This is a genomic window from Capnocytophaga catalasegens (assembly GCF_026005215.1).
GTDB lineage: Bacteria > Bacteroidota > Bacteroidia > Flavobacteriales > Flavobacteriaceae > Capnocytophaga > Capnocytophaga catalasegens.
This window is the reverse complement of the sequence record NZ_BPMA01000021.1, coordinates 151,415-175,752: the sequence shown is the minus strand read 5'-3', so window position 1 is coordinate 175,752 and position 24,338 is coordinate 151,415. Positions and strand designations below refer to the sequence as shown.

General features: G+C 32.2%; 25 protein-coding genes and 1 tRNA gene. 10 read left to right on the top strand and 16 right to left on the bottom strand.

Going from position 1 to position 24,338, the window contains the following annotated elements:
* Nucleotides 1–3: 3 nt before the first annotated feature.
* The 3 genes from OO775_RS07645 to OO775_RS07635 all read left to right on the top strand — a co-directional run bounded on the left by OO775_RS07645 (nucleotide 4) and on the right by OO775_RS07635 (nucleotide 3,526).
* Nucleotides 4–1,218, top strand: a complete 1,215-nt coding sequence (locus OO775_RS07645) for a 3-phosphoshikimate 1-carboxyvinyltransferase (protein WP_264846486.1) — start codon at nucleotides 4–6, stop codon at nucleotides 1,216–1,218.
* A gap of 221 nt (nucleotides 1,219–1,439) precedes the next feature.
* The gene (locus OO775_RS07640; protein ID WP_264846485.1) at nucleotides 1,440–1,733 is read left to right on the top strand and encodes an HU family DNA-binding protein; all 294 of its coding nucleotides are present in this window, start codon (nucleotides 1,440–1,442) and stop codon (nucleotides 1,731–1,733) included.
* Nucleotides 1,734–1,984: 251 nt separating this feature from the next.
* Nucleotides 1,985–3,526 carry an Rne/Rng family ribonuclease gene (locus OO775_RS07635; protein WP_264846484.1) on the top strand — a complete coding sequence of 514 codons (1,542 nt, stop codon included), beginning with the start codon at nucleotides 1,985–1,987 and terminating at the stop codon, nucleotides 3,524–3,526.
* Between the two features lie 42 nt (nucleotides 3,527–3,568).
* On the opposite strand, the gene OO775_RS07630 is transcribed toward OO775_RS07635, so the two are convergent.
* Nucleotides 3,569–4,807: a DUF445 domain-containing protein gene (locus OO775_RS07630; RefSeq protein ID WP_264846483.1), complete on the bottom strand. Its 1,239-nt coding sequence runs from the start codon at nucleotides 4,805–4,807 to the stop codon at nucleotides 3,569–3,571.
* 104 nt (nucleotides 4,808–4,911) lie between these two features.
* On the opposite strand from OO775_RS07630, the gene OO775_RS07625 reads away from it, so the two are divergent.
* Both OO775_RS07625 and OO775_RS07620 read left to right on the top strand, forming a co-directional pair.
* A complete protein-coding gene (locus tag OO775_RS07625; protein WP_264846482.1) occupies nucleotides 4,912–5,184 on the top strand; it encodes a Sec-independent protein translocase subunit TatA/TatB in 273 nt (90 codons plus the stop codon).
* Nucleotides 5,184–5,756: a phosphatase PAP2 family protein gene (locus OO775_RS07620; RefSeq protein ID WP_264846481.1), complete on the top strand. Its 573-nt coding sequence runs from the start codon at nucleotides 5,184–5,186 to the stop codon at nucleotides 5,754–5,756. Before OO775_RS07625 ends, OO775_RS07620 begins: the two co-directional genes overlap by 1 nt.
* A gap of 6 nt (nucleotides 5,757–5,762) precedes the next feature.
* Here the strand turns inward: OO775_RS07620 and OO775_RS07615 are convergent, their stop codons facing one another.
* From OO775_RS07615 to OO775_RS07595, 5 genes are all read right to left on the bottom strand, one after another.
* On the bottom strand, nucleotides 5,763–6,236 hold the full coding sequence (locus OO775_RS07615) for a hypothetical protein (protein WP_264846480.1): 474 nt from the start codon (nucleotides 6,234–6,236) through the stop codon (nucleotides 5,763–5,765).
* Nucleotides 6,237–6,308: 72 nt separating this feature from the next.
* A complete protein-coding gene (locus OO775_RS07610; RefSeq protein WP_264846479.1) occupies nucleotides 6,309–6,863 on the bottom strand; it encodes a hypothetical protein in 555 nt (184 codons plus the stop codon).
* 93 nt (nucleotides 6,864–6,956) lie between these two features.
* On the bottom strand, nucleotides 6,957–7,664 hold the full coding sequence (locus OO775_RS07605) for a DUF6261 family protein (protein ID WP_264846478.1): 708 nt from the start codon (nucleotides 7,662–7,664) through the stop codon (nucleotides 6,957–6,959).
* 497 nt (nucleotides 7,665–8,161) lie between these two features.
* The gene (locus OO775_RS07600) at nucleotides 8,162–10,105 is read right to left on the bottom strand and encodes a putative porin (protein WP_264846477.1); all 1,944 of its coding nucleotides are present in this window, start codon (nucleotides 10,103–10,105) and stop codon (nucleotides 8,162–8,164) included.
* 278 nt (nucleotides 10,106–10,383) lie between these two features.
* Complete coding sequence (locus OO775_RS07595) at nucleotides 10,384–10,776, bottom strand: DoxX family protein (RefSeq protein ID WP_264846476.1); 393 nt, start codon at nucleotides 10,774–10,776, stop codon at nucleotides 10,384–10,386.
* Between the two features lie 152 nt (nucleotides 10,777–10,928).
* On the opposite strand from OO775_RS07595, the gene ald reads away from it, so the two are divergent.
* The 5 genes from ald (at nucleotide 10,929) to clpX (ending at nucleotide 17,474) form a co-directional block, all read left to right on the top strand.
* Nucleotides 10,929–12,044, top strand: coding sequence for an alanine dehydrogenase (ald, locus tag OO775_RS07590; RefSeq protein WP_264846475.1), 1,116 nt, complete (start codon nucleotides 10,929–10,931; stop codon nucleotides 12,042–12,044).
* A 183-nt stretch (nucleotides 12,045–12,227) separates the two neighbouring features.
* Complete coding sequence (gene tig / locus OO775_RS07585; protein WP_264846474.1) at nucleotides 12,228–13,550, top strand: trigger factor; 1,323 nt, start codon at nucleotides 12,228–12,230, stop codon at nucleotides 13,548–13,550.
* Nucleotides 13,551–13,572: 22 nt separating this feature from the next.
* Complete coding sequence (locus OO775_RS07580) at nucleotides 13,573–14,232, top strand: ATP-dependent Clp protease proteolytic subunit (protein WP_264846473.1); 660 nt, start codon at nucleotides 13,573–13,575, stop codon at nucleotides 14,230–14,232.
* Nucleotides 14,233–14,285: 53 nt separating this feature from the next.
* Complete coding sequence (locus OO775_RS07575; protein WP_264846472.1) at nucleotides 14,286–16,193, top strand: mucoidy inhibitor MuiA family protein; 1,908 nt, start codon at nucleotides 14,286–14,288, stop codon at nucleotides 16,191–16,193.
* Between the two features lie 51 nt (nucleotides 16,194–16,244).
* Complete coding sequence (gene clpX / locus OO775_RS07570; protein WP_264846471.1) at nucleotides 16,245–17,474, top strand: ATP-dependent Clp protease ATP-binding subunit ClpX; 1,230 nt, start codon at nucleotides 16,245–16,247, stop codon at nucleotides 17,472–17,474.
* A 100-nt stretch (nucleotides 17,475–17,574) separates the two neighbouring features.
* On the opposite strand, the gene mscL is transcribed toward clpX, so the two are convergent.
* The 10 genes from mscL to OO775_RS07520 form a co-directional block, all read right to left on the bottom strand.
* On the bottom strand, nucleotides 17,575–17,958 hold the full coding sequence (gene mscL / locus OO775_RS07565) for a large-conductance mechanosensitive channel protein MscL (protein ID WP_264846470.1): 384 nt from the start codon (nucleotides 17,956–17,958) through the stop codon (nucleotides 17,575–17,577).
* A gap of 109 nt (nucleotides 17,959–18,067) precedes the next feature.
* On the bottom strand, nucleotides 18,068–18,760 hold the full coding sequence (locus OO775_RS07560; RefSeq protein WP_264846469.1) for an outer membrane beta-barrel protein: 693 nt from the start codon (nucleotides 18,758–18,760) through the stop codon (nucleotides 18,068–18,070).
* A 95-nt stretch (nucleotides 18,761–18,855) separates the two neighbouring features.
* Complete coding sequence (locus OO775_RS07555) at nucleotides 18,856–19,341, bottom strand: ExbD/TolR family protein (protein ID WP_264846468.1); 486 nt, start codon at nucleotides 19,339–19,341, stop codon at nucleotides 18,856–18,858.
* Between the two features lie 12 nt (nucleotides 19,342–19,353).
* Nucleotides 19,354–19,971, bottom strand: coding sequence for an ExbD/TolR family protein (locus OO775_RS07550; RefSeq protein WP_264846467.1), 618 nt, complete (start codon nucleotides 19,969–19,971; stop codon nucleotides 19,354–19,356).
* Nucleotides 19,972–19,978: 7 nt separating this feature from the next.
* Nucleotides 19,979–20,374 (bottom strand): hypothetical protein, encoded by a 396-nt coding sequence (locus OO775_RS07545; protein WP_264846466.1) that lies wholly within the window; start codon nucleotides 20,372–20,374, stop codon nucleotides 19,979–19,981.
* 31 nt (nucleotides 20,375–20,405) lie between these two features.
* Nucleotides 20,406–21,134, bottom strand: a complete 729-nt coding sequence (locus tag OO775_RS07540) for a MotA/TolQ/ExbB proton channel family protein (RefSeq protein ID WP_264846465.1) — start codon at nucleotides 21,132–21,134, stop codon at nucleotides 20,406–20,408.
* Nucleotides 21,135–21,198: 64 nt separating this feature from the next.
* Nucleotides 21,199–21,286 (bottom strand) — tRNA-Ser (locus OO775_RS07535).
* A gap of 47 nt (nucleotides 21,287–21,333) precedes the next feature.
* The gene (locus OO775_RS07530; protein WP_373874559.1) at nucleotides 21,334–22,374 is read right to left on the bottom strand and encodes an asparaginase; all 1,041 of its coding nucleotides are present in this window, start codon (nucleotides 22,372–22,374) and stop codon (nucleotides 21,334–21,336) included.
* Nucleotides 22,371–23,498 carry a 1-acyl-sn-glycerol-3-phosphate acyltransferase gene (locus OO775_RS07525; protein WP_264846463.1) on the bottom strand — a complete coding sequence of 376 codons (1,128 nt, stop codon included), beginning with the start codon at nucleotides 23,496–23,498 and terminating at the stop codon, nucleotides 22,371–22,373. The genes OO775_RS07530 and OO775_RS07525 overlap by 4 nt, the downstream gene beginning before the upstream one ends.
* 75 nt (nucleotides 23,499–23,573) lie before the next feature.
* On the bottom strand, nucleotides 23,574–24,335 hold the full coding sequence (locus tag OO775_RS07520; protein WP_264846515.1) for a TatD family hydrolase: 762 nt from the start codon (nucleotides 24,333–24,335) through the stop codon (nucleotides 23,574–23,576).
* Nucleotides 24,336–24,338: the final 3 nt, after the last annotated feature.

Genomic DNA, 24,338 nt, shown 5'->3' with positions numbered 1-24,338 from the left:
AAAATGGATATGCAACTTTCAAAAAAGCAACTTGTTGATAATCAAAAAATTATTATTACAGGTTCTAAAAGTGAAACAAATCGATTATTGCTTTTGCAAGCACTTTTTCCTACAATTTCTATTGAGAATGAATCTAATTCAGATGATACAAGTTTGATGCAAAGTGGGTTAGCAATAAGTCAAGGAATAGTTGATGTATCTCATGCAGGAACAGCGATGCGTTTTTTGACTGCATTTTTTGCTGTTTCTGAAGGGAAAAATGTAATTTTAACAGGGTCTGAGCGAATGAAACAGCGCCCCATAGCAATTTTAGTAAATGCACTGCGAGAACTTGGTTCTGATATTGAATATCTTGAAAAAGAAGGTTTTCCACCATTAAAAATAAATGGAAAGCGCATTGTGAAAAATGAAGTATCTGTACAGGCCAATGTGAGCAGTCAGTTTATTTCGGCATTATTACTTATTGGAGCAAGCCTTTCTAATGGATTGAGAATAAATGTTTTAGGAGAAATAACATCATTATCTTATCTGAAAATGACACTCTCACTTTTACAAAAAATAGGAATAAAAACTTCATTTACTAATGGGATTATTGAGATATTTCCGACGCAATTTGTTGAAAAACAAACTTTTATAGTAGAATCAGATTGGAGTTCTGCATCATATTTTTATAGTTTGATAGCGCTTAGTCCTGTGGGTACTCAAATTACTTTGTCTGCTTATAATAAAGAAAGTTTACAAGGAGATAGTATTTTGACAGATATCTATACTTTTTTTGGAGTGAAAACAACTTTTGAGAATCATCACATTATACTTTACAAAGAAAAAAAATGTGTTTTGAAAAATTTTACATATAATTTTATAAATACCCCTGATATTGCTCAAACAATTGCTATTACTTGCATTGGATTAGGAATTAATTGTGAATTTTCGGGACTTCACACACTCAAAATAAAAGAAACAAATCGATTAGAAGCTCTAAAAATAGAGCTTAGCAAGCTTGGTGCACAAGTTTATATTACAGATGAAAAAATAAAAATCATTCCTTTTCAAATAGTTGAAAATGTAAAAATTGATACCTATAATGATCATCGAATGGCGATGGCATTTGCACCACTTTCCCTGTGTGTACCGATTGTCATCAATGATGCTGATGTTGTATCTAAATCATATCCTAACTTTTGGATAGATTTTAACAGAATAATGGTTGATATATAAAATTTTTTATTGATTTATGGAATATTTCTCCAATTAAAATACATCTTAGTAGCTTAATTTTGTGTAATGTAAAAAGCTTATAAAATTAGTAACAAAATTTTTTTTAAGTTATTTCATTAAATTTTAATCAATTAGCTTGTTTTTTTACAGATTTTATTCGTATATTTGCAACCCGATTACTGAGATAACAAAATTAGTATATAATTTAAAAATTTAAAGAAATGACCAAAGCAGAAATTGTAGCAAAAATTGCTGATAATTCAGGAATTGATAGGACAGATGTGCAAACTGTCGTAGAGAAGTTTATGGAAGAAATTAAATCTTCTCTTGAAAAGGGAAATAATGTATATTTACGTGGATTTGGTAGTTTTATTATAAAAAAACGTGCTGAAAAAACAGGACGTAATATTTCTAAAAATACTACAATTACAATTCCAGCACATAATATACCAGCGTTTAAAGCTTCTAAAGTTTTTGTAGAAGGAGTTAAGAAAAAAGTGAAAATAAAAAAATAACGGAGTATTAACTATAAAAAAATAAGCTTATGCCAAGCGGAAAAAAAAGAAAAAGACATAAGGTAGCAACGCACAAACGTAAAAAAAGAGCAAGAGCTAACCGTCATAAAAAGAAAAAGTAGTTTTTTTAACTACTTTTTTTCACTTTGTGTGAAGTTCTTTGGAATATTGCAAAGTATTTCGTGATTTTGTTAACACAGAGTAAACAAAATATATTTTTATAAATCATTAAATCATTAAATCATAACAGCGTGAATAAAGAATTGATTATTCGTTCGGGTTCATCTGATGTTGATTTTGCTTTATTAAAAAATGGAAAACTTATTGAATTACATAAGGAAGAAGATACAAATAATATTGCTGTAGGTGATATTATGCTTGCCAAAATACATAAACCTGTGCAAGGACTTAATGCAGCTTTTGTTAATGTTGGATATGAGAAAGAGGCTTTCTTGCATTATCATGATTTAGGCCCTCAACTAACAACATTATTGAAATTTGTGAAAGATGTAAGTACAGGCAAGCAAAAAGATTTTTCTTTAAAAGATTTCAAAATAGAATCTGATATAAATAAAAACGGAAGTATTTTAGAGGTCTTAAAGCCTGGGCAGCCTATTTTGGTACAGATAGTTAAAGAACCTATTTCAACCAAAGGGCCAAGATTGAGTTCAGAGCTTTCCATTGCAGGGCGTTATTTGGTTTTAGTGCCTTTTTCTGAGCGAATTTCTATTTCACAGAAAATAGAGGACAAAGCAGAAAAAGACCGATTAAAGCGTATAGTACAAAGTATAAAGCCCAAAGGTTTCGGGGTCATTGTCCGTACCGTAGCACAAGGCAAAAAAGTAGCAGAACTCGACAAAGATTTGCAAAATTTGGTAAATCGCTGGATTTTAATGTGCAAAAAGATACCTCGTGCCAATTATCCTTCCAAAGTATTAAGTGAAGTTAATAAAGCAGGAGCCATTTTACGTGATGTATTCAATGAATCTTTTTCAGGAATACATACTAACGATGACACCTTGTATGACCAAATACGAGAGTATTTGTACGAAATAGCTCCTGATAAAGTGAATATTGTCAAACTATATCAATCATCTGTACCTATTTTTGAAAGATTTCATATAGAAAGACAGATAAAAACAAGTTTTGGACGTACTGTTTCAATGAGTAAAGGAGCTTATTTGGTAATTGAGCATACCGAAGCATTGCACGTTATTGATGTGAATAGCGGTAACCATTCTAACAAAGCAACCAATCAAGAAAATACAGCTTACGAGGTTAATTTAATAGCAGCGTCAGAAATAGCAAGACAATTACGCTTGCGTGATATGGGAGGGATTATTGTCGTTGATTTTATTGATATGAATAACGGAGAGAATAGACAAAAATTGTATGAATTTCTTCGTGAAGAGATGAAAGATGATAGAGCAAAACATAAAATATTGCCTCCGAGTAAGTTCGGATTGATTCAAATAACCCGACAACGCGTACGACCTGAGTTGCATATAAAGACCAGAGAAGAAAATCCAAATCAAGGGGGAGAGATAGAAGCTCCCATTGTTATCATAGATAAAATAACCACCGAGTTAGAGAAAATAATGTCAGAGAGTACATATAAAGGACGAATTTGTTTGAATGCACATCCTTTTATTGCAGCATACTTAACAAATGGATTTTTATCGATTCGGGTTAAATGGTTTTTGAAATACAAACGTTGGATTCGTATATTGCCGCGCGATGCATATACGTACTTAGAATATAGGTTTAAGACCAATGAAGGAACTCCATTATAGAAAAGAATGACGTTATTGCAACAATAACGTCATTTTTTGTTTCTAAAAGATAAGTCTGGTCAAGATGTAGATAATCAATCCGACGAGACCACCAACTAATGTTCCATTGATACGAATAAATTGTAAGTCTTTTCCGACTTCGAGTTCGAGTTTTTCACTTAATTCGCGTCCGTGCCAGTTTCCAATGGTATTGCTTATAAGTGTATTGATTTGCGATTTGTTTCTAAGCACAAACTGATATATATTTTTCTGTATCCAGCGGTCAATTTGTTGTTGTTTTGAGAAGTCATTTGCCAGTGAGGAAGCCAATTTATCTATATTTTTATTTAAAAATATATCAATATTTGAATTTTGTTGTTTTTCTAAATCTTCAAGGAGTTGTGTTTTGATAAAAAACCATAAATTGGTAATATGCGGCTGTAAATTTTCTTTTGAAAGCCATTGATTTTTCAATTCGGAGAGTGATTGTTCCCATTGGGGAGAGTAGGAGAGCTCTTTGGTGAAAGAAACTATTTTCTGATCAATCTCTTTGCGAATAGCATGTGTTGGATTTTGAATGATTTCGGTTATAAAATCTTGTAATCCTTCGGTAATTTTTTGCGATAGAAGTGCATTGACAAAATCGGGGAGGAGTGCAAATTGCACTTTATCTTGTATCAAATGTTTGTTTTGAGCGAGATATTTGTCAATTTGATTTAATAGATACGTAAGAATTTTATCTTGCCAACGATGTTCATAAAGATAAAAAATTGCTTGTGAGAGTAATTTGTTTGCTGGAATTTTGGGAGTAAAATCACTTATTTTTTCAGATAAAAATCTAGTAATTGCTTTATCATTAGTCGAAAGAAGATAGCTTACTATTATTTTGCGTATTTCATCACTTACGCGTTGTTTATTTTTATCGATAAGAAACCAATTTGCTATGTTTTTAGTAACTTCAATTCGGTAGATATAAGGACGAATTGTACTAGTACTTAGAAAGTTATCAACTACAAAATGCCCTAAGTTGTCGGCAATGTCTTTTTTTCGGTTTTCAATTAAATTCGTATGCGGAATTTGTATTCCGAGTGGGTAATGAAATAAAGCTGTTACGGCAAACCAGTCGGCAAGAGCACCTACCATAGCTGCTTCGGCAAAGGCTTTCACATAGCCTGTCCAACCAGATAGCTGCCAAACATTTTCGCTATAAATCATTGCGATGTATAAAAAAAACATGGCAAGGAAAAGCCCAGTAGCTATGCGTTTATGATATGTTAACTTTTGTTTTTTTGTATGTACCATGTATTTACAATTTTGTATTTGCAAAGATAATTAAATGCAATAAAAATAAAAAGTTTTTTGACAAGATAATAAAAGAATTTGTATATTTGCAAAAAAAAACACTTATGGTACTTTTCATTAGTCCTCCCGAGATATTAACTATCTTATTTATTGCTTTAATGCTCTTTGGGGCAGATAAAATTCCAGAAATTGCACGCACACTAGGAAAGATATTTCGACAACTTCGTGATGCAACGAATGAAATTAAATCTGAAATAAATAAATCTGCTGAAAAGAATAACATTGATACCTCGCTTATTGATGATATTCAGAAAGAAATAGATACAATAAAAGATGAAATAGAAGACCCTTTGGGGCGTGTAAAACGAAATAAATAATGTGGCAAAAAATTATTGACCTTGACCATCAGCTTCTTGTGAAAATAAATCAAATGGGAACTGCCTCACAAGACAAATTCTGGTTATACATTACAGATGCAACCCATTGGATTCCCTTTTTTATATTCTTATTATTTATCTGCTTTCGATTTTTTCCCAAACAACAAGCTGGGCAAATACTTCTCTTTACGATTTTGACCCTTTTGACTACTATCTTATTAACCAACGGAACGAAAGAACTCGTTGCACGTCTTCGCCCAATACACAATGAGGAACTTATTCCCTTGTTACGCATAGTTACACCAGAGCAAGGATATAGTTTTTTCTCAGGACATACAAGCAATAGTTTTGCTATCTGTACGTTTTTATACTTAACATTCCGTGAGCGTATGCGCTGGGCGTGGTGGGTATATGTATGGGCAGTTCCGTATGCTTTCAGTCGGATGTACTTAGGCGTACACTTTCCACTTGATATACTTGTAGGAATGTGTGTAGGAAGTTCTGTAGCCTATCTTTTTTTCTATCTGTATAAGAAAAAAATATCACAGAAAGAACCTTCTCTTTCCTTGTAGTAAAAATTATTCTTCTGCTTTTAATGATTCTTCAACAGAAATAGTATTCTCATTTGGCAATTGAATAAGTGATTTGGTAGTATTTGATTTCTTAAATAAGAAAAACAAACAACTTATAAACCACCCTATCCAAAAAATATAAAATCCCCAATGAAAACTGGATTTCATCACTCTATGTGAGGTTGTTGTGAAATCTGTATAGGTAAAGAAAAGTCCGATAGCTCCTACTGCGATAAAACAAAGACTAACAAAACGTGTTAAAGCAGTAGTCATTATTTTTTTGCAAATAGAAAGTATTAAAATAAGAACAACTTGTACAACAAATAGAAGCAATGCGGTTTTGTACCAACTGCGAAATACCAAATATTCTCGATACATTGTATGCACACCAATACGTCCCAAAAAAGACATTTTTGTGATAAGTATGCCCGATATAACTGACAAAAAGGCTTGAAGTAATAGTAAAGACGTATATCTCATTAGCAAATAAAGTGTAATGAATTGTTTTTTAAAATAGGTAACTAACGAATTAAAACGATTTGAAAGAATATACTATCTAATAATTTCCCAACCATTTTCGTCCGAATATTTGAACTTGAAGGTTTTAACTATAAAATCTTGTTCTGTTTTATCTTTACCAAAGCTGTAAAAAGGTGTTTTTACTTTTCGTAGAATTGCCGAAGCGTTTGCTCTTTTTTCTCCTTTTTGTTCAATTGTAATATCTTTACTTGTTGTTAGCTGATATTCTATTGTTTTTACTTTGGCTTTGGTTTCTTTTAGTTCAATAACATATGGGAGGGCTTTCTCATCAAGTTTTATGTTAATAATCCATAGACTATCACTTGAAAATAATCTTTTTTTAGATTTAATTTCTTCTATGTCAAAGAAGTTTTCATTTCCTAAGAGTTTAATCTGCTTTATTTTTTCAGTATCTTTATTAGTTTTTAGCTTCATTTCTCCGAGTGTAATAGTAGCAGATTCAAAAACCTTTTCATTGGCAAGGTGCGATTCGATAAGGTCTTTCGCAGTTGATTGAGACAATTGTCCTTTTTCGCTACATGCAACAAATATGCTTAGTAATAAAGTATATATAAGATATTTTTTCATAAGAATTAAATAAAAAATTAGTAAAATAAATAAAAATACTCCCGTTTATATAAAAATGAAAGAGAACGGGAGTAAATAATTATAAAAAAGCTATCATGAATTTTCTTTTATTGAAGTCTCTTTTTTCGAATTGGTAGGTTTTTTGGTTGCTTTTACAAACTCGTTGAACTTATTGTAAAGAGTTTTCCAACCTTCCATATCGAACATAAGTGTAACCAAATCTAAATAACGTTTGAGTGCTTTCTCTAAGTCTTTTCTAAGAACAGAGGCACTTTGTGTTTCTCTAAGTTCAGAATTTGCCTGAGCTTGCTCATCTATGATAGATTTAAAATTATCATTGGTGGTTTTTATTTCGTTAAAAGCCGTTTCAAGTGATAGTTTTTGCATCTTTTCAAGATGCTCAGGTGTATCTAATATATCAATAAGTTTATTAAGCTGTGCCGTTTGTTCTGAGTAACTAAGTCTACTTATATTAACTCCATATGTTTTAAATATTTCGTTAAGTGCTAAGGCTTCTTCGTGAAATGGAGCAGAAGGAAGTTTTACGTATCCAGTCAAAAATGATTTCATAGACGAAAAGGCAACATCACGTTCCTTATCTGCCTGTGCTACACTTTTTCCCTTACCGCTATATGTGGTTTTAGAAAGAACAGCGCTATATTCTTTGTATGCTTTCTCCAAATGTTCTAAGAAAACATGTTTTTTAGCTTCTTTTACATCAGATTGTTTTGTAGCCGTGATTACTCGCTCTGCAAGTGTTGCCAAATCTCTCGTGCTTAGTTTTCGTAATCCTAAATTCATAATATTATATATCGTTTTTAAAATTTATGGGACAAAGATACATATTTTTTTTATACAAACAAATTTTTTTTTAATTTTTTTATTTTATATATAAAAAATAGTATAAATAGATATTTATAAATATGTTTTTTTATGAAATATAGTAGATAATTATGTGTAATATGTGTATTTTACTATAAAAATAAAATGATTTTATTTAAAAAATAGATATTTATAATAAAATCAATACTGAGTTTATTTGAAATATTTATTTTTTTAATAACTTCAATATTGAATTTATATGAATGCATAGTGTATTTAATAACTTCACTGTTGAAAATATTATATGAATAGTATTTTTATAAAAAATCAATATTGATTTGATAATAAAAAAAATAGGAACAAAATACATTGCTCCTATTTTCCAATCAAATAATTATAAAATAAAAAGTTCAAAAAATGCGTTGATTAAAAATAATTGTATGATTAATTACTTTTGTGTGTTTTTCATTTGTATATTATGTAAAGAAGTTCCAACTCACGCCAAATCGAATAATAAGGTCTCGATAAGGTTGTTGAGGCGCAGCGAAGTAATCATATTTAAAGAAACTTGAATTAAAATGCTCCAATTTGAGAAATATACGCATTGTACGTACTTTTGCATTTATGAAAAAGTCAAATAAAGGATAGTTGCCTATCTTCTCTTGCGTCTGAACTTCAAACTCGCTCAGTAGTGGGTTATATCTGTTCGCATAGTATGAAGTAAAATACTTGAACGATACACCAGTCTGCAAGTACATAGCTTTTTCAAACAAGTAATCGGAATAATAAAGCGTGTTGCGTGTAGTGAAAGTCGGTACATTCAAAATAGCATCATCTTGAATTACTTGCTGATACATAAGTGTGTTATCAAGTCCGAATTTCCAAAATTTGAAATCCTTAGAAACCTTTACTTTCAAGTGTTGAATTGCTCCCGAATATTGCGCAGGTTTTGATTGCAATCGTTCATTGCTTACAGGGTCATTGAGTTTAAAATACGTGTAGTTACTGATGTTGTTAATATCCACAGAGGCATTGCCCCACTGGCTGTGTAGGTCTGCAAAGAGCGTCTGGGTATTCTCTCGTTCAAATTGGTCAAGATTATACCAGTTATAGTTCTTGTAATCACTCTGATACAAAAGCATATTAAAGTTCGGCATTGCAGAACGCACCTGAATTCCTGCGTATAACTTATTTTTCTCATCAAGCTCATACCCGATTTTTCCCGAAAGATACGTACCCAAAAGTGTTCCAAGTATCATTTGTTCCCCCGATGCATTTATCAAAAAACCTTTGTACGATTTATTCCACGAAAGACCAATTCCGTAATCAGTTTTACTAATTTTATTGGGCAAAGCGTTCCCGTTTATATCATAATGCAAACGATTAAAGAAGTAGTTGTAAAAATAGGATTTACCATACACGTATGTTTGTCCCAAATAGGGGAGAACTAACTCCGCTCCAAGCTGATTTGTAAAGGTTTTCAGTGATGCCTTATCATATAATTTGGAGGTTGTATAACTATCGCCCAAATAGCCATTGGGCGCTACCGAAGTTTCGCTAAATGAATAGTGTTTCGATTCATATTCTATCTGGTGCTTTAAGAGAATCTGTGCATTGATTGCATTTTCATTGCGTAGAAAATTGAACTGATGATGTAAGAAATAACGCTTAGAAATCCATTCAGTCTCTGCATCAGTCATCGAAACATCAATTCCTCCACGATTTGAAAAACGAGGATCGCCCGAAGTAAATTGAGAAGGATTTGATAACCCTCCATTCTCCTGATGAAAAATATCTTGGTCAGAATAATGCCCAAATATCCAATATCTTTTATTCTTAGATGTGTAAGATGCCCCCCCTACGAAGTTCCCTATACTCGAAAGAATGTTTTGATACTTACCCAGCGAACGAAGTGCATTGTAGCGAATGAAAATATTCAAATTCGGATTTATATTCGCTGCAAACAGCGTGTGAAGTACTTGACCTTGCTCTATTCCTGACTTGTACATAAACTCAGTAATCGGTGTGGGTAGATAATAATATGGCACTTCGTGTGAGCGTATGTAGTAGAAATTGTTAGCAGTTGCACCCATTTCTGGTCTGATGCTTTTGTTGCGCAAATCAATCGCAAGTGCGTTATAAGTCTGTCCCATATTAGAGAACTCCATGTACTCAAACATGTCTTTGCCCACTGGGTGATGCTTATATTCTGAGCGAACAGTAAGGCTCGTATCAATAGCAGTTGTATCTCGAACTAATGAGATTATTTTGTAATCGAGTGCTGTGAATGTAATACTATCTTGCTTCTTTCGCTTGGGACGTATCGATTTAAATGTCCCTGTTTCATCTTCTTTCTTTTCCTCTTGCGCCCATATTCCAATCGACCACAAAAGAATACAGATATAGATAAGTTTCTTCATCAATTCTCTTTTTTTAATAATGTAAATGAAAATAATAAACAATGACTCGAAAGTTTTCTGGCAGCTTTCACTTTTTATTTTTTTCTGACAAAATATTCTTTGACCTTTTCAGATTTGAATAAAACTACTTTTGAAAGTGTATATACATTATTATATGTATAAATAATTTCGGTTGCAGTCGCTTTGTCAATTCCTATTTTTTACTAACGAAAAACAAGGCTTATTGCCATTATATACACGATGCAATAAACCTTGTAGTGATAAATTTTAAACGAAATTTAATCCCAACTACTTTTGGTCGAGAGCGCATATTTTCCTCCTCCTGTGAAAAAAAGAGCTAGCGCACCAAATAAGAACAACCCCGGAAGTTCAGCACTCCAGCCTCCATATTGTCCCAATCCCAATACAGAGTAACCTCCTAAAAAGATGATTGCGATGCAATTTATTACAAGCATAAGTGCCGCAAAGCGAGTTCGATAGCCTACAATAAGAAGCAAAGGTGCAACAATTTCGCCTAAATAAGCTCCATACGCCAGAATTGTAGGCAACCCTTGATTTTCAAGCATGCCTTTAATGTGTCCTACCCCGTTGAGTTTTGCTATTCCATGCAGAAGCATAAGTACTCCCACCGATAAGCGCATAATAAGCAGTCCTAAGTTTACATTTTTCATAAAACATGATATATTTTAATTTGGCGTAAAGTTAAAACTTTTTTTTTATAAAACAATTTCTATCGAGAAAAAAATTTTTTTTCTCAACAAAAAATATATTTTAAAATAAAAACTCGTACCTTTGTACGAGCTAAATTTAATTATAATTTAATATGAAAATAGGAATACCCAAAGAGATTAAAGCTCAAGAAAGCCGAGTGGCAATGACTCCCGCAGGTGTTATGGAGCTTGTTGAAAAACATCATCACCAAGTATTTGTGCAGAAAACAGCTGGTCAAGGTAGCGGATTTTCAGACCAAGACTACGTAAATGCTGGTGCAGAACTGCTCGATACCATTGAGCAGGTGTATCAAACCGCCGATATGATTGTTAAGGTCAAAGAACCTATTGAACAAGAATACGGACTTTTGCGCAAAAATCAAGTATTATTTACTTATCTGCACTTGGCTTCTTCTCAAAAACTAACCGATGCCCTTTTGAAAAGTGGCGCCATTTGTATCGCTTACGAAACAGTTATTGACCAAAACGGAAGGTTGCCTTTGCTTACCCCAATGAGTGAAGTAGCAGGAAGAATGTCTATTCAACAAGGAGCTAAATATTTGGAAAAACCACAAGGAGGCAAAGGAATTTTGCTTGGCGGTGTACCAGGAGTGCGACCTGCCAATGTTGTTGTAATAGGAGCAGGGGTCGTGGGAACACAAGCCGCACAAGTAGCTGCTGGTATGGGAGCCAATGTTGCCATTTTGGACGTGAATTTGAACCGACTTCGTTACCTAAGTGAAGTGTTGCCGAAAAATGTAGTTACCCAATATTCCAATCAGTATGTGATTTCAGAATTACTCAAAACCGCCGATTTGGTTGTGGGAGCAACTTTAACTGTTGGGGAGAAAGCTCCTCATTTGGTTACCAAACAGATGCTTAAATTGATGCAAAAAGGTAGTGTTTTGGTTGATGTTTCAGTAGATCAAGGAGGTTGCTTTGAAACCACACGACCTACCACACATACCGAACCTATTTACGAAGTAGATGGTATTGTACATTATTGTGTAGCGAATATTCCAGGTGCCGTCCCGATGACCTCCACACAAGCCTTGACTAATGCTACACTTCCGTATGTGGTTAAGTTAGCAAATTTGGGTTGGAAAGAAGCCTGCCGCAAATACCCTGATTTACAGCAAGGTCTTAATATAATTGACCACAAAGTTGTCTTCAAAGGTGTAGCAACTTCACTAAACTTGCCTTATCATTCGGTAAGTGAATTCCTTTGAATAGATTAAAATCAATATAAAATCGCTCTTTGTAGGAGCGATTTTTTTTATTTTTCTCAGTAATAAAGAAAAAATCAAAACAAGACATTTGTTTTAAGAGATATTTTGTAAAAAAAATTTGACAACCTCAATTATTTATGTTACCTTTGCCGACCGAATTTTTAGCATTTAATACAAAAACAAATGAAAATTACCAAAGAACAAATAAACCCACTAAATGCGGTACTTAGCGTAACAATTGACAGAGCAGATTATACTGACAAAGTAGAAAATACTTTGAATAATTATCGTAAAACAGCTAATATACCAGGGTTTCGTAAAGGACACGTTCCGATGGGAATGATTAGAAAACAATATGGAAGAGCTATACAAGTTGAAGAAATTAACCGGTTATTGCAAGACTCATTAAACAAATATTTGGTTGATGAAAAATTGGATATTTTAGGAAATCCGCTTCCAAAAGAAAATGATATTGATTGGGATGCTGAAAGTCTAACTTTTGATTTTGAAATAGGATTAGCACCAGCTTTTGACGTGAATTTACAACCCAAAAAAGGAGTTCGTTTCTTTGATATAAAAGTAGAAGATAGTGTCATTGATAACCAAGTAGAGCGTATTCGTACGCAGTTTGGTAAATTGGTTACAGAAGCAAAAGTTACTGAAAATATTGAACTTACAGGAAGTTTTTTCAATGAAGAAAAAAATATTGACAAAACATCAACTTTTAAAGTAGAAACATTATCAGATAAGAGTTTTAAAGAATTCAAAGGTAAAAAAGTAGGCGATCAACTTACGCTCAATACGCAAAATCTTTTCAAAGATGTACACGATTTGATGCATTTCTTGGGAGTGTCTCATGATGAAGCTCATCATTTGAATGTTGATGTTACATTTACAATTGAAGAAGTGAATAAACGTGAACCAGCGGAGTTAAATCAAGAACTTTTTGATAAATTATTCCCTGCAGGAGAAGTTACCTCAGAAGCAGAACTTCGTACTAAAATAGCTGAAAATGCAAAACAACAGTACGCACAACAAGCTGACCAACAATTACTTAATGATACGACTGATTATTTGTTAGATACTACAAAATTTGAACTTCCTTCCGAATTTTTGAAAAAATGGCTTCGTACAGCAGGCGAAAAAGTTTTAAGCGAAGAAGAAGCAAACGATGAGTACGAAAAATCAGAAAAAGGACTTCGTTATCAGCTTATTGAAGGAAAAATAATTGCAGATAATAATTTGCGAGTAACTTTTGAAGAATTGAAAGAATTTGCTAAAAATTATGTACGCCAGCAGATGTTACAATTTGGAATGCCTCCTGATGATGCACAGATTGAAGATATTGTAAAGCGTATTATGCAAAATCAGGAAGAACTAAATCGTCTTAATCAGCAGATTTTGAGCCAAAAACTGATTACTTTCTATAAAGAAAATCTGAATTTGGACAAAAAAGAAGTTACTTACGATGAATTTATCAAAGAAGTTTTTCCAAATGAAAACTAAAAAAAATCAATAAAATTTAGAAATGAACTATTCAAAAGAATTTAGAAAATATGCGATCAAACATCGGGGTGTCAATAGCTTATATTATGATAAAATAATAGCAAGTATGACTCCATATATTATGGAAGAACGCCAGTTGAATGTAGCGCAAATGGATGTTTTTTCTCGCTTGATGATGGATAGAATTATTTTTTTGGGAACAGATGTTAATTCTCAAATGGCAAATGTAATTCAGGCACAACTTTTATTCTTAGAAAGTGTTGATAGTCAGAAAGATGTACAAATTTATATCAATTCACCAGGAGGAGATGTATATGCGGGATTAGGTATTTATGATACCATGCAGTTTATCAAACCTGATGTGGCGACTATTTGTACAGGTATGGCTGCTTCTATGGGAGCTATTCTTTTGTGTGCAGGGGCCAAAGGAAAACGTTCTGGACTTCCTCATTCACGTGTTATGATTCATCAGCCTTCGGGGGGTGCGCATGGAGTAGCTACTGATGTAGAAATAAATCTCAAAGAAATGTTGAAAATAAAAAATGAACTATATGAAATTATAGCCAAACATTCAGGACAACCCTTTGAGAAAATATACAATGATTCGGAAAGAGATTATTGGATGATTGCACAAGAAGCAAAAGAATATGGAATTATAGATGAAGTGTTAATACGTAGTTAATCTAATAAAACTTTGCCTTTTCTAATGAGGGCAAAGTTTTTAATATTATTTCTATGAGAATAATTATTTGTAGCATTGTTGTATTTTTAAGTCTTTGTACCTATGGACAACAACAATTGAGAGAAGTTAAGACAAAAGTTAATGAAGTTACTATTTTTAGTAATGGAGCTCAAATAGTACGAAAAAAGCAAATTGAAATATCAAAAGGTATTACTGAATTGAAATTCAAAGATTTATCACCTTATATCAATTCTGAAAGTATTCATTTGAAAGCTATATCAGGAATTACTATATTGTCTGTATCTCATCAAATAAATTTTTTAGATAAATTAAAAACACCTTCTGAGATTGAATTATTAAATAAAACGCTCGAAACGCTTGAAAATCAAATAAAAATTGAACGCACTCATTTATCAATTATTAAAGAAAATATTGATTTATTACAAAAGAATAAAGATTTAAGCGGTAAAAATAATCCTATTTCTGCTACAAATTTGCAACAAGTTTTAGATTTTTATAACCAACGAATTACAGATTTAAAATTCAAAGAAAATGAACGGAACAATCGACTTGTAGAGCTCATTAAAAAACAACATGAAGTTGAAAATCAGAAAAGTACAATTTCAGGGAAACTCAATATTGAAACTAGTGAAATTGTCGTAAAAATAAATTCTGAAAAAACAATCTCCGTTCCATTCGAGTTATCTTATGTTGTTGAAAATGCTTCTTGGACACCAAGTTATGACCTGCGTACGACTGATATTTCTCGTCCAATAACTTTGATTTACAAAGCGAATGTTAAACAAGATACAAAAGAAGATTGGGAAAATGTTAAACTCAAACTTTCTTCGGCAAATCCTTATATTAACAATGATGCTCCCGAATTGAAAACTTATTTTCTTGGATACAATACACGACCTCCTTCTTATCAAAAGCAACAGAAATCAATCAATTCAGTTAGAGGTCTTATTCAAGGAATTGTTGTTGATCAACAAGGAGAACCTTTACCAGGAGTTTCGATTATTGTCAAAGGAAAAGAACATGGTGTTTCTACTGATTTTGATGGAAAATTTTCTATTAGTGCTGAAAAAGTCGGAACAAATATGTTAGAAATTTCGTCTATTGGTTTTAAATCGCAGTTGGTTGCTCCTAAATCTATTATGACTATTCAGTTAGAAGAAGATAATCAAGAGTTAGAAGAGGTTGTGATGACAGGATATGCAAAAAGAATTGAAGAAAATACAAATAATCGTGAATCTTTTGGAGAAAAAAAAATAGCCAAAGCACTCAATGGAAATATCAATGTTGTTTCTCCTGAAAAGGACTATATAGATTTACAAACTTCATCTACTCCAACTAATATCCAATTTGAAATAATGGAACTTTATTCTATTAAATCTAATAATCAGAATTACGTAGTTGAAATGCAAGCAATTGAATTACCGACTGATTATCAATATCATGTAGTACCCAAAGTTGAATCAACAGCTTTTCTTTTAGGATATGTTACAGATTGGGAAAAATATAATTTGTTAGAAGGAGAAGCTGCTATTTTCTTTGAAGATACTTATGTTGGCAAAACACAATTATCTACTTCACAAATTTCTGATACATTGAAAATTTCGCTTGGACAAGATAGCAAAGTTTCTATTCAACGTGAAAAAGTAAAAGATTTTGATACCAAACAATTCATTGGTAACCGAAAAGAAGTTTCAAAACTTTGGAAAATTACCATTCGAAATAATAAAAATCAACCTATAAAGCTTTTAGTTTTTGATCAAATACCTGTTTCGACTAACAAAGAAATTGAAGTTATTACCAAAAATATTTCTAATGGCAAACTAAATAAAGAAACAGGTATCATACAATGGTTTATTTCATTACAACCTACTCAGAAACAGGAACTTGAATTAGAATATATCATTAAATATCCAAAAGACAAAACCTTGTATATCGAGTAACTAAATATTTGCAAAATAAAATTCTAAATTATATATCAATATTGATTATTTATGAGTGAAAAAAATGCTTCCTGTTCTTTTTGTGGGCGTATCCGCGAAGAAGTTGAATTGCTTATTTCAAGTGGTGGCACTAATGCGTATATTTGTAATCATTGTATAGAACAAGGTTACGCTATGTGGATGGCTGATTTGGAATATATCAATTCAGTAAAGGAATCTAATGAGGAGATTATTCTCAAGAAGCCCCAAGAAATAAAAACGTTTTTAGACCAATATGTTATAGGTCAAGATTATACTAAAAAGGTACTTTCAGTTGCTGTATATAATCATTATAAGCGGTTGATACAGCCCAATGATGAGAATGAGGTCGAAATACAAAAGAGTAATATTATAATGGTTGGGCAAACAGGAACAGGAAAAACCTTGATTGCCAAGACTATTGCTAAAATGTTAAATGTTCCTTTGGCTATTGTTGATGCTACAGTGCTTACCGAAGCAGGATATGTTGGGGAAGATGTAGAAAGTATACTTACTCGTTTGTTGCAAGCAGCAGATTATAATGTAGAAAAAGCTGAAAAAGGAATTGTTTTTATTGATGAAATTGATAAAATTGCTCGTAAAAGTGGAAATCCTTCTATTACGCGAGACGTTTCAGGAGAGGGAGTACAACAAGCTTTACTAAAACTTTTGGAAGGTTCGATAGTTAATGTACCACCCAAAGGAGGTAGAAAACATCCAGATCAAAAATACATTGAGGTAAATACAGAGCATATTTTATTCATTGCAGGAGGTGCTTTTGATGGAATAGAATCTATTATTTCCAAGCGAATGAATATGCAAGCTGTTGGTTATAGTGCTTCAAAAGAAGCTCGAATTGATCACGAAAATTTATTGCAATATTTGACCCCGAAAGATTTAAAAGATTTTGGACTAATTCCTGAAATTATAGGCCGATTACCTGTATTAACTCATATGAATCCGCTTGATAAAAAGGCGCTAAGAATGATTTTGACTGAACCGAAAAATGCTATTATTAAGCAATACACCAAACTTTTTGCCATGGATGGGATAGATTTTTCGATAGACGAACAAGCGCTTGATTATATTGTTGAAAAGGCGATTGAATATAAACTTGGAGCTCGTGGATTACGTTCTCTTTGTGAAACTATTCTCACAGATGCGATGTATGATTTACCAGGTACAGAAATTAAAACATTTAATGTTGATAAGGCTTATGCTGAACAAAAAGTATCTTTAACTGAAAATAGATTTGTATCATAAATATTAAAAAAATATATATCTAATAAAAAACCACGCTCTTTGGGCGTGGTTTAACATTACTAATTTGTGCGTAGAAATGATTACAAGTCATACATCTTTCTTATTTGTTTTTCAACAAATCTCTGATTTCAGACAAAAGTTCCTCTTGAGTAGGACCTGCTGGTGCAGCTGGTTCTTCTGCAGGTTTTTCATTTTTAAGTTTATTTATTCCTTTAATCATCAAGAATAAAATAAATGCAATAATAACAAAGTTAATTACCGCAGAGAGAAACATTCCGTACTTAACACCTCCGAAGATTGTAAGTTCTTCAATGTTTTTTAAATTTGCAGCTTCTAATGCAGGTGTAAGAAGAAGAGGGGTAATAACATCTTCAATAAAAGAGCTAACTATTTTCCCAAAAGCTCCACCTATGATAACCCCAACAGCCATGTCAACTACATTTCCTTTTACGGCAAATTCTTTGAATTCTTTTAAAAATCCCATAATGATAAAATTAAAATTACTATTTCGAGGGCAAATATAAGAGTTTTATTTATATTAAATGTTAAATAAATAATAAATTAGTATTCTAATTATTTTGTGTAAAAAATTGTTATAAAATATAAAATATTAAACCAATATTGAGTACATTCATATCAATAGGAACTCCCGATTGGGTTGTTTGATCTTTGAAAAGTGGGCGCAAAGAATATTGTACAAACAAATTCCAAGTATTATGCCCAACAGATGTGTATATTTTCCATTCAAAATATTTTTGAGTATCGGGACTTTTGTAAAACAATTGTTCTGTGTCATTTTTCATTCGATAGCTCGAACCGAATAAATATGAAGCTTTTATTCCCGTATAAATACGCCAAAATTTGTGATAATAAGCAGTAGATGTTCTCCATCGAAATTCCATAGGAATAAAATCCATAGAGTGCCATTGATAATAATTTTTTTCTATATTATTATCATTCATTGAAACAATATCATATAATATTTTCGAAGAAGTTGAAGTGGCTTTAATATTAGTATATATCAGGTTGTACGAGTATCCAATACCGATTCCAATACCTATATTACGTTGTTTATTCATTGGAATATCTCTGATAAATCCTCCATACATGCTTCTAGAAAGATTGTATTGATTAACTTTCGAAGGCTTATTAGTCAATAGATTATACGAAATACCAATATAAAATTGGTCTTCCAAATATTTTGTGTCAATTTGCGTAGAATCTATTTGAGTAAATGTGTTTTGAATACTTAGAAAAAGTAAGATAAAAAAAATAATTGATTTCATTTGAATTTTTTTGCAAATGTACAAACCAAAAATGAAATAAAAAAGTGCTTTACATCAATTTGTAAAGCACTTTTAGTTATAGACATATACTATATTTATTTACCTAATGCTTCAATAGCATTACCTTCTTTGGTAATATAAGTGATTTTCAAAGCGTTAATATTACGTAATTCTTCTTTCACATCACTAACAATCCCCATTTTGGTATCTTTATCTACTTTTAAAGCAGTAATAAAAATATCTTGTAATTCTTGTCGAAGTCCATCTTTGTATTTGAGTACAAAAGGGGCAACTTCTTTTACCTCAGCAAATTTATCATTTATTTGTAATTTTGCATTCTTACCATATTTTGCTTGAAATCTTTCCAAAGGTTCTCCTGCAAAAACGTACATAACAGGGTCTTTTTTATCCAATTTCTGTACTTGATTAGCAGTAGGAACTTCATTATAAACCATAAGATCACTATTTTTCATTTGTGTTACGGTCATAAAGAAGAACAAGAGCATAAATACGATATCGGGTAAAGATGCTGTTGAAACAGGAGGCAATTCACCACTTTTTTTCTTTGTAAATTTTGCCATTTGTTCTAAATTTTAATTTTTCTTAATACTTGCTTCAACCAACTTACGTGGATATAGCTTTTGTAATTCTTCGATTTTAGGTTTTAGAGCATCTTTACGAGCTTTTGGAGTTTTTGCTGCATTGAACTCTGCATCCATTTCTACGTAAGAAACTTCATTGGGAAAAAGTCTTTGACGTTCCCGTTCTCTAAGTTCGTTATAAGCTGCAATAAGTTCATTCTGAACAGCAATATACGTGTTATACGAAGTTTCACGATCATTTTGCAAAGAAATAACAGCTTGATCTGGATTTTCAGAAGAACTTTCTGATTTAGCACCTTTACAGTGTTTGCAAGCCATATCTCCTACACCACCACCATTATCTAAAAATTCCTTAGTTGCTTTTCGCAAATCTTTAATATTCATCAATTGGTCTCTTACCAAAAGTTGATTATTTTTATTAACAATTACTACAAACAGATTACGTTCCTTAACAGGAGGGGTATCTGGTTTTTCTACTTTGGGAGGCAATTTGGTCGATATACCTGCATTCGTTTCGATAGTTGTTGTTACTAAGAAGAAAATCAACAACAAGAAAGCAATATCAGCCATCGAACCTGCATTTACCTCAGGTATTGCTCTTTTTGCCATAGTATTATTATTTTATTAAAGCATTCTTAATACCTGTGAATATAAGTAATCCTGTAGCCATCGCTGTAAGAATGTAGAATGCAATTAGACCTGTACTTACCCAATGTTCTGTTGTGTTAGATTCTCCCATAGCAAGAAGATACGAAACTAATACAATAACGACGAATACTCCTGTATATAGAAGTGTTTTTTTCAATGCTTTGGGTGAAGACATTATGTTCTTAGCCCCTGAAATTGTTGCCATCAAAATTGCTATTGCTAAAAGTATGTACGAAATGATGAACATCCATTGCATAGGAGCATTATTTATGTCATTTCCATCGGCAAATCCTGCAAGAGCAATCCATAGAATAGCTCCTATAATACCTAAGATATAGACACTTATTTTTGATATTTTATACATAATTTACGATTTTTTATTCAAATAAAATTTATTACTTTTTAAATCTTACAAGTAAATCAATCAATGAGATAGAAGCATCTTCCATATCATTTACAATTGCATCAATTTTAGCAATGATATAGTTGTAGAATACTTGAAGAATAATAGCAACAATAAGACCAAATACAGTAGTAAGTAATGCTACTTTAATATCTCCTGCAATGAGTGAAGCATCTAATCCTCCTGCAGCACTAATTTTATCGAACGCCAAAATCATACCAATTACCGTTCCCATAAACCCAAGCATCGGAGCTACAGCGATAAAGAGTGAAATCCAAGATACATTTTTCTCTAATTGACCCATTTGAACACCTCCGTAAGATACCACTGATTTTTCTACTACATCTAAGCCTTCATTTACACGGTCAAGACCTTGATAAAAGATAGATGCTACTGGACCAGGAGTGTTACGGCATACTTCCTTAGCTGCTTCAACACCACCATTTTGAAGGGCATCTTCAACTTTTGCTAATAATTTCTTAGAGTTTGTAGTAGAAGCATTCAAGAAAATAATCCGTTCAATAGCTACGGCTAAACCAAGTATCAAGCACAAGAGTACGATTCCCATAAATTCAGGTCCACCCTCAATAAAACGTTGTTTTAGTACTTGGTGAAAACTTTGTGATTGTTCAGCTGTTTCAGCTACTTCTTGTGCATTTACAATAGCGACATTCATAATTAACATAGCAACGAATGCTACCTTAGCATACATTTTTCTCATCTTTTAAAAATTTTAAATGTTATTATAATTAAAAAGGGTTTTACGTTTACAATTTTATTTTGTGCAGAGAGGAAGGGATTCGAACCCTCGATACGCTTTTGACGTATACACACTTTCCAGGCGTGCTCCTTCAACCACTCGGACACCTCTCTGTTACAAAGAGCTAAATTATAGCTTTTTTTTTAATTGAACAAATTTTTTATAAACTTTTTTTTGAAATTTCTCCACATATAGGGGTTTCAAATCTGATTTTCAGTTCTTTAGCATTTATATTTTTTCCAAGTAAAAACATCAATTTGCTAATAGCTGCTTCGGTTGTAATATCTTTTCCGTTGATAATTCCTATTTTATCAAAGTAAGAACCAGCATCATATATACCTGGCATTACTGTTCCTCCTGCACATTGAGTTACGTTTACTATATGTAATCCTCTTTTTATAGCATCAGAAAGTGTATCTAAAAACCATTTTCCTGTTGGAGCATTCCCTGAACCATATGTTTCTAAAACTACAGCTTTTAGCCCATTAATAGATAAAAATCCGTTCAAAATTTTCTCTGAAATTCCAGGGAATATTTTGATTATTGCAACATTGGTATCTAACTGATTAAAAACAGACAAAGGTACATTATTTTTTCGTCTAAACAAATATTCTCTATTTATTTTCAGATGAACACCGCTTTCAGCCAATGTTGGATAGTTCATTGAAGCAAATGCTTGAAAATTTTCAGCATCAATTTTAGTAGTTCGATTAGCTCTATACAATTTATATTCAAAATACAAACAAACTTCTTGAATAATAGCTTGTTTATTTTCTTTGAGGCTTGCTAATTGAATAGATGTAATCAGATTTTCACGGGCATCGGTACGTAAATCTCCTATGGGAAGTTGCGAACCTGTAAATATTACAGGTTTTGACAGATTTTCTAACATAAAACTCAGTGCAGAAGCAGAGTAACTCATTGTATCACTTCCGTGCAAGATAACAAAACCATCAAAAGCGTTATAGTTATCTTGTATAATAGTGGCTATTTCTGTCCAAAGAATAGGATTCATATCAGACGAATCAATGGGTTGTGAAAAAGAAATAGTATCTATTTCACAATCTAAAAACGATAATTCGGGTAGGCGTTCTGTTATTTTTTCAAAATGAAAAGCTTTCAAAGTTCCTGTTTGAAAATCTTTTGCCATTCCGATGGTTCCACCTGTATATATTAAAAGGATATGTGCTTTTTTCATTATAATTTATACTTATTTCGTACAGGATTAGCATACATTTCAAGAAATTTTTGCTTTGAAATTTCGTTATCTGAAGAGCTTCGATTGACAATACGTCGTTCAAATTGGCGTAATTCTTTCTCAGTATATTCACTTGCAAATTCGTTTAAACCAGTTAGCAAATCGTATGCAATATAGTTAGTAGGAAAGAGTTTATATAATGAATAAATTTTTTGATCCATCAATTCTGCTAATGCTTGTATTTGTCTGTTTGGATGTGAAAACTCTTTTTCAATAATATCTAATTCTGTATCAAGTGGACTACCAACACTCAAATGCACTCGCCCTTTTTGACCGATAAATCCTTGTACAATATTATTAAAATCTTCATTTGTTGTTTTAATATATTCGATTCCTTCGTGTTGAGCTAAAAGAGTAGGCATCTTCATTGCATCGGTAGGGTCAAATTCGTACGAAATAGCTGTTGGAACGATATGTAAGGTTTTGAAGTATTGCATAACAGGCATTTCTTTTGGGCAATTCATCGAAAGCATTTTCAGTACACCTTGTTGAGTACGGTCGTCGCCGTCTTTGGTTCGTCCTTCACGTTGAGCTATCCAAACAGAACGTTTTTTTTCAATAGTATATCGATAGATAAACTTAGAAACAATTTTTGATTTTTCGAGAGTTTCACGAGGAGGTAATCCTCTGTGAATAAGAAAATTCCGATTAAGTCTTGCAAAAGCTAAAACAAGAGGTTTTTTGACTAGATTATCTCCTACGGCTGAAGCTGTCATTTTGTGACCAAAGTCATGAAGTTTAAAATTTAGAAAAGAAGTATCTAAAATAATATCTCGATGGTTAGAAATGAACAGAAATGCTTTATTTGTATCAAGTTTATCAAACCCTTCGCTTGAAAGTTCTGTCACACTTTTGTTGATAACACCTTGAATGATGGGATACATTATTTTGACTTGAAAATCAGTTATTTTTTGACATTCCAATAACTTTCTATTACGTTCTTCATTAGAAAGATTTGGAAAACCAATTTGTAATAACTGCTGCACCATTTCATGGTTTTTAAATTGGTTCAAAACCTCTGAAACTTCGCTGTTATGAAAAGGTCTTATTTCACTGAATTCACTCAAAATAATTATTCTTTTAGTTGAAATTTTATTTCAAATTATCAGGCAAAGATACGGAATATTTTTATAAATATTACATTATACACCAAAAACTTTTTTAGAATTATTGGTAGTAACCGAAGCTATCGTTGTTTCAGGAAGTTTGTAAATATTTGATAATCTTTCTATTATATATGTCAAATAAGCACTTTCGTTACGTTTGCCTCTGTGGGGAACAGGAGCTAAATAAGGAGCATCAGTTTCTAATACGATATGTTCAAGAGGTATATTTTGTAAAAATTGGTCAATTTTCCCATTTTTGAAAGTAACAACACCACCTATTCCAAGTTTCATACCATAAGAGATAGCTAGCCAAGCCTGATGTTCTGTTCCTGTAAAACAATGAAAGATACCCTGTAAAAGTGGCGATTTTTCTTCTTCGAGAATTTCAAAAACCTCGTCAAAAGCATCTCTGCAATGGATTACAATAGGTAATTTATTTTCTTTAGCAAGACGAATTTGCCATCGAAAGGCTTCTTGTTGCTCTTTGAAAAAAGTTTTATCCCAATATAAATCAATTCCTGTTTCACCGATAGCATAAAAACGATATGTTTTCATAAGTTGCTCTATATGAGATAATTCCTCTTGATAATTTTCTCTTACACTACACGGATGAAGTCCATTCATCAGAAATATATTAGAAGGGAACTTTTCTTGTAAAAGAAGCATTTGCTCGGTATAATTCGAATCAATAGCAGGTACGAAAAATCGTGTAATACCTAATTGTAATGCTCTGTGAATCATTTCGCTACGGTCATTATTGAACTCTTCGCTATACAAATGTGTATGCGTATCGGTTATTGT

Bases quoted from the DNA above. Each gene is read 5' to 3' on its own strand.
- OO775_RS07645 (WP_264846486.1), top strand. From the start codon at position 4: ATGGATATGCAACTTTCAAAAAAGCAACTTGTTGATAATCAAAAAATT.
- OO775_RS07640 (WP_264846485.1), top strand. From the start codon at position 1,440: ATGACCAAAGCAGAAATTGTAGCAAAAATTGCTGATAATTCAGGAATT.
- OO775_RS07630 (WP_264846483.1), bottom strand. From the start codon at position 4,807: ATGGTACATACAAAAAAACAAAAGTTAACATATCATAAACGCATAGCT.
- OO775_RS07625 (WP_264846482.1), top strand. From the start codon at position 4,912: ATGGTACTTTTCATTAGTCCTCCCGAGATATTAACTATCTTATTTATT.
- OO775_RS07620 (WP_264846481.1), top strand. From the start codon at position 5,184: ATGTGGCAAAAAATTATTGACCTTGACCATCAGCTTCTTGTGAAAATA.
- OO775_RS07615 (WP_264846480.1), bottom strand. From the start codon at position 6,236: ATGAGATATACGTCTTTACTATTACTTCAAGCCTTTTTGTCAGTTATA.
- OO775_RS07610 (WP_264846479.1), bottom strand. From the start codon at position 6,863: ATGAAAAAATATCTTATATATACTTTATTACTAAGCATATTTGTTGCA.
- OO775_RS07605 (WP_264846478.1), bottom strand. From the start codon at position 7,664: ATGAATTTAGGATTACGAAAACTAAGCACGAGAGATTTGGCAACACTT.
- OO775_RS07600 (WP_264846477.1), bottom strand. From the start codon at position 10,105: ATGAAGAAACTTATCTATATCTGTATTCTTTTGTGGTCGATTGGAATA.
- OO775_RS07595 (WP_264846476.1), bottom strand. From the start codon at position 10,776: ATGAAAAATGTAAACTTAGGACTGCTTATTATGCGCTTATCGGTGGGA.
- ald (WP_264846475.1), top strand. From the start codon at position 10,929: ATGAAAATAGGAATACCCAAAGAGATTAAAGCTCAAGAAAGCCGAGTG.
- tig (WP_264846474.1), top strand. From the start codon at position 12,228: ATGAAAATTACCAAAGAACAAATAAACCCACTAAATGCGGTACTTAGC.
- OO775_RS07580 (WP_264846473.1), top strand. From the start codon at position 13,573: ATGAACTATTCAAAAGAATTTAGAAAATATGCGATCAAACATCGGGGT.
- OO775_RS07575 (WP_264846472.1), top strand. From the start codon at position 14,286: ATGAGAATAATTATTTGTAGCATTGTTGTATTTTTAAGTCTTTGTACC.
- clpX (WP_264846471.1), top strand. From the start codon at position 16,245: ATGAGTGAAAAAAATGCTTCCTGTTCTTTTTGTGGGCGTATCCGCGAA.
- mscL (WP_264846470.1), bottom strand. From the start codon at position 17,958: ATGGGATTTTTAAAAGAATTCAAAGAATTTGCCGTAAAAGGAAATGTA.
- OO775_RS07560 (WP_264846469.1), bottom strand. From the start codon at position 18,760: ATGAAATCAATTATTTTTTTTATCTTACTTTTTCTAAGTATTCAAAAC.
- OO775_RS07555 (WP_264846468.1), bottom strand. From the start codon at position 19,341: ATGGCAAAATTTACAAAGAAAAAAAGTGGTGAATTGCCTCCTGTTTCA.
- OO775_RS07550 (WP_264846467.1), bottom strand. From the start codon at position 19,971: ATGGCAAAAAGAGCAATACCTGAGGTAAATGCAGGTTCGATGGCTGAT.
- OO775_RS07545 (WP_264846466.1), bottom strand. From the start codon at position 20,374: ATGTATAAAATATCAAAAATAAGTGTCTATATCTTAGGTATTATAGGA.
- OO775_RS07540 (WP_264846465.1), bottom strand. From the start codon at position 21,134: ATGAGAAAAATGTATGCTAAGGTAGCATTCGTTGCTATGTTAATTATG.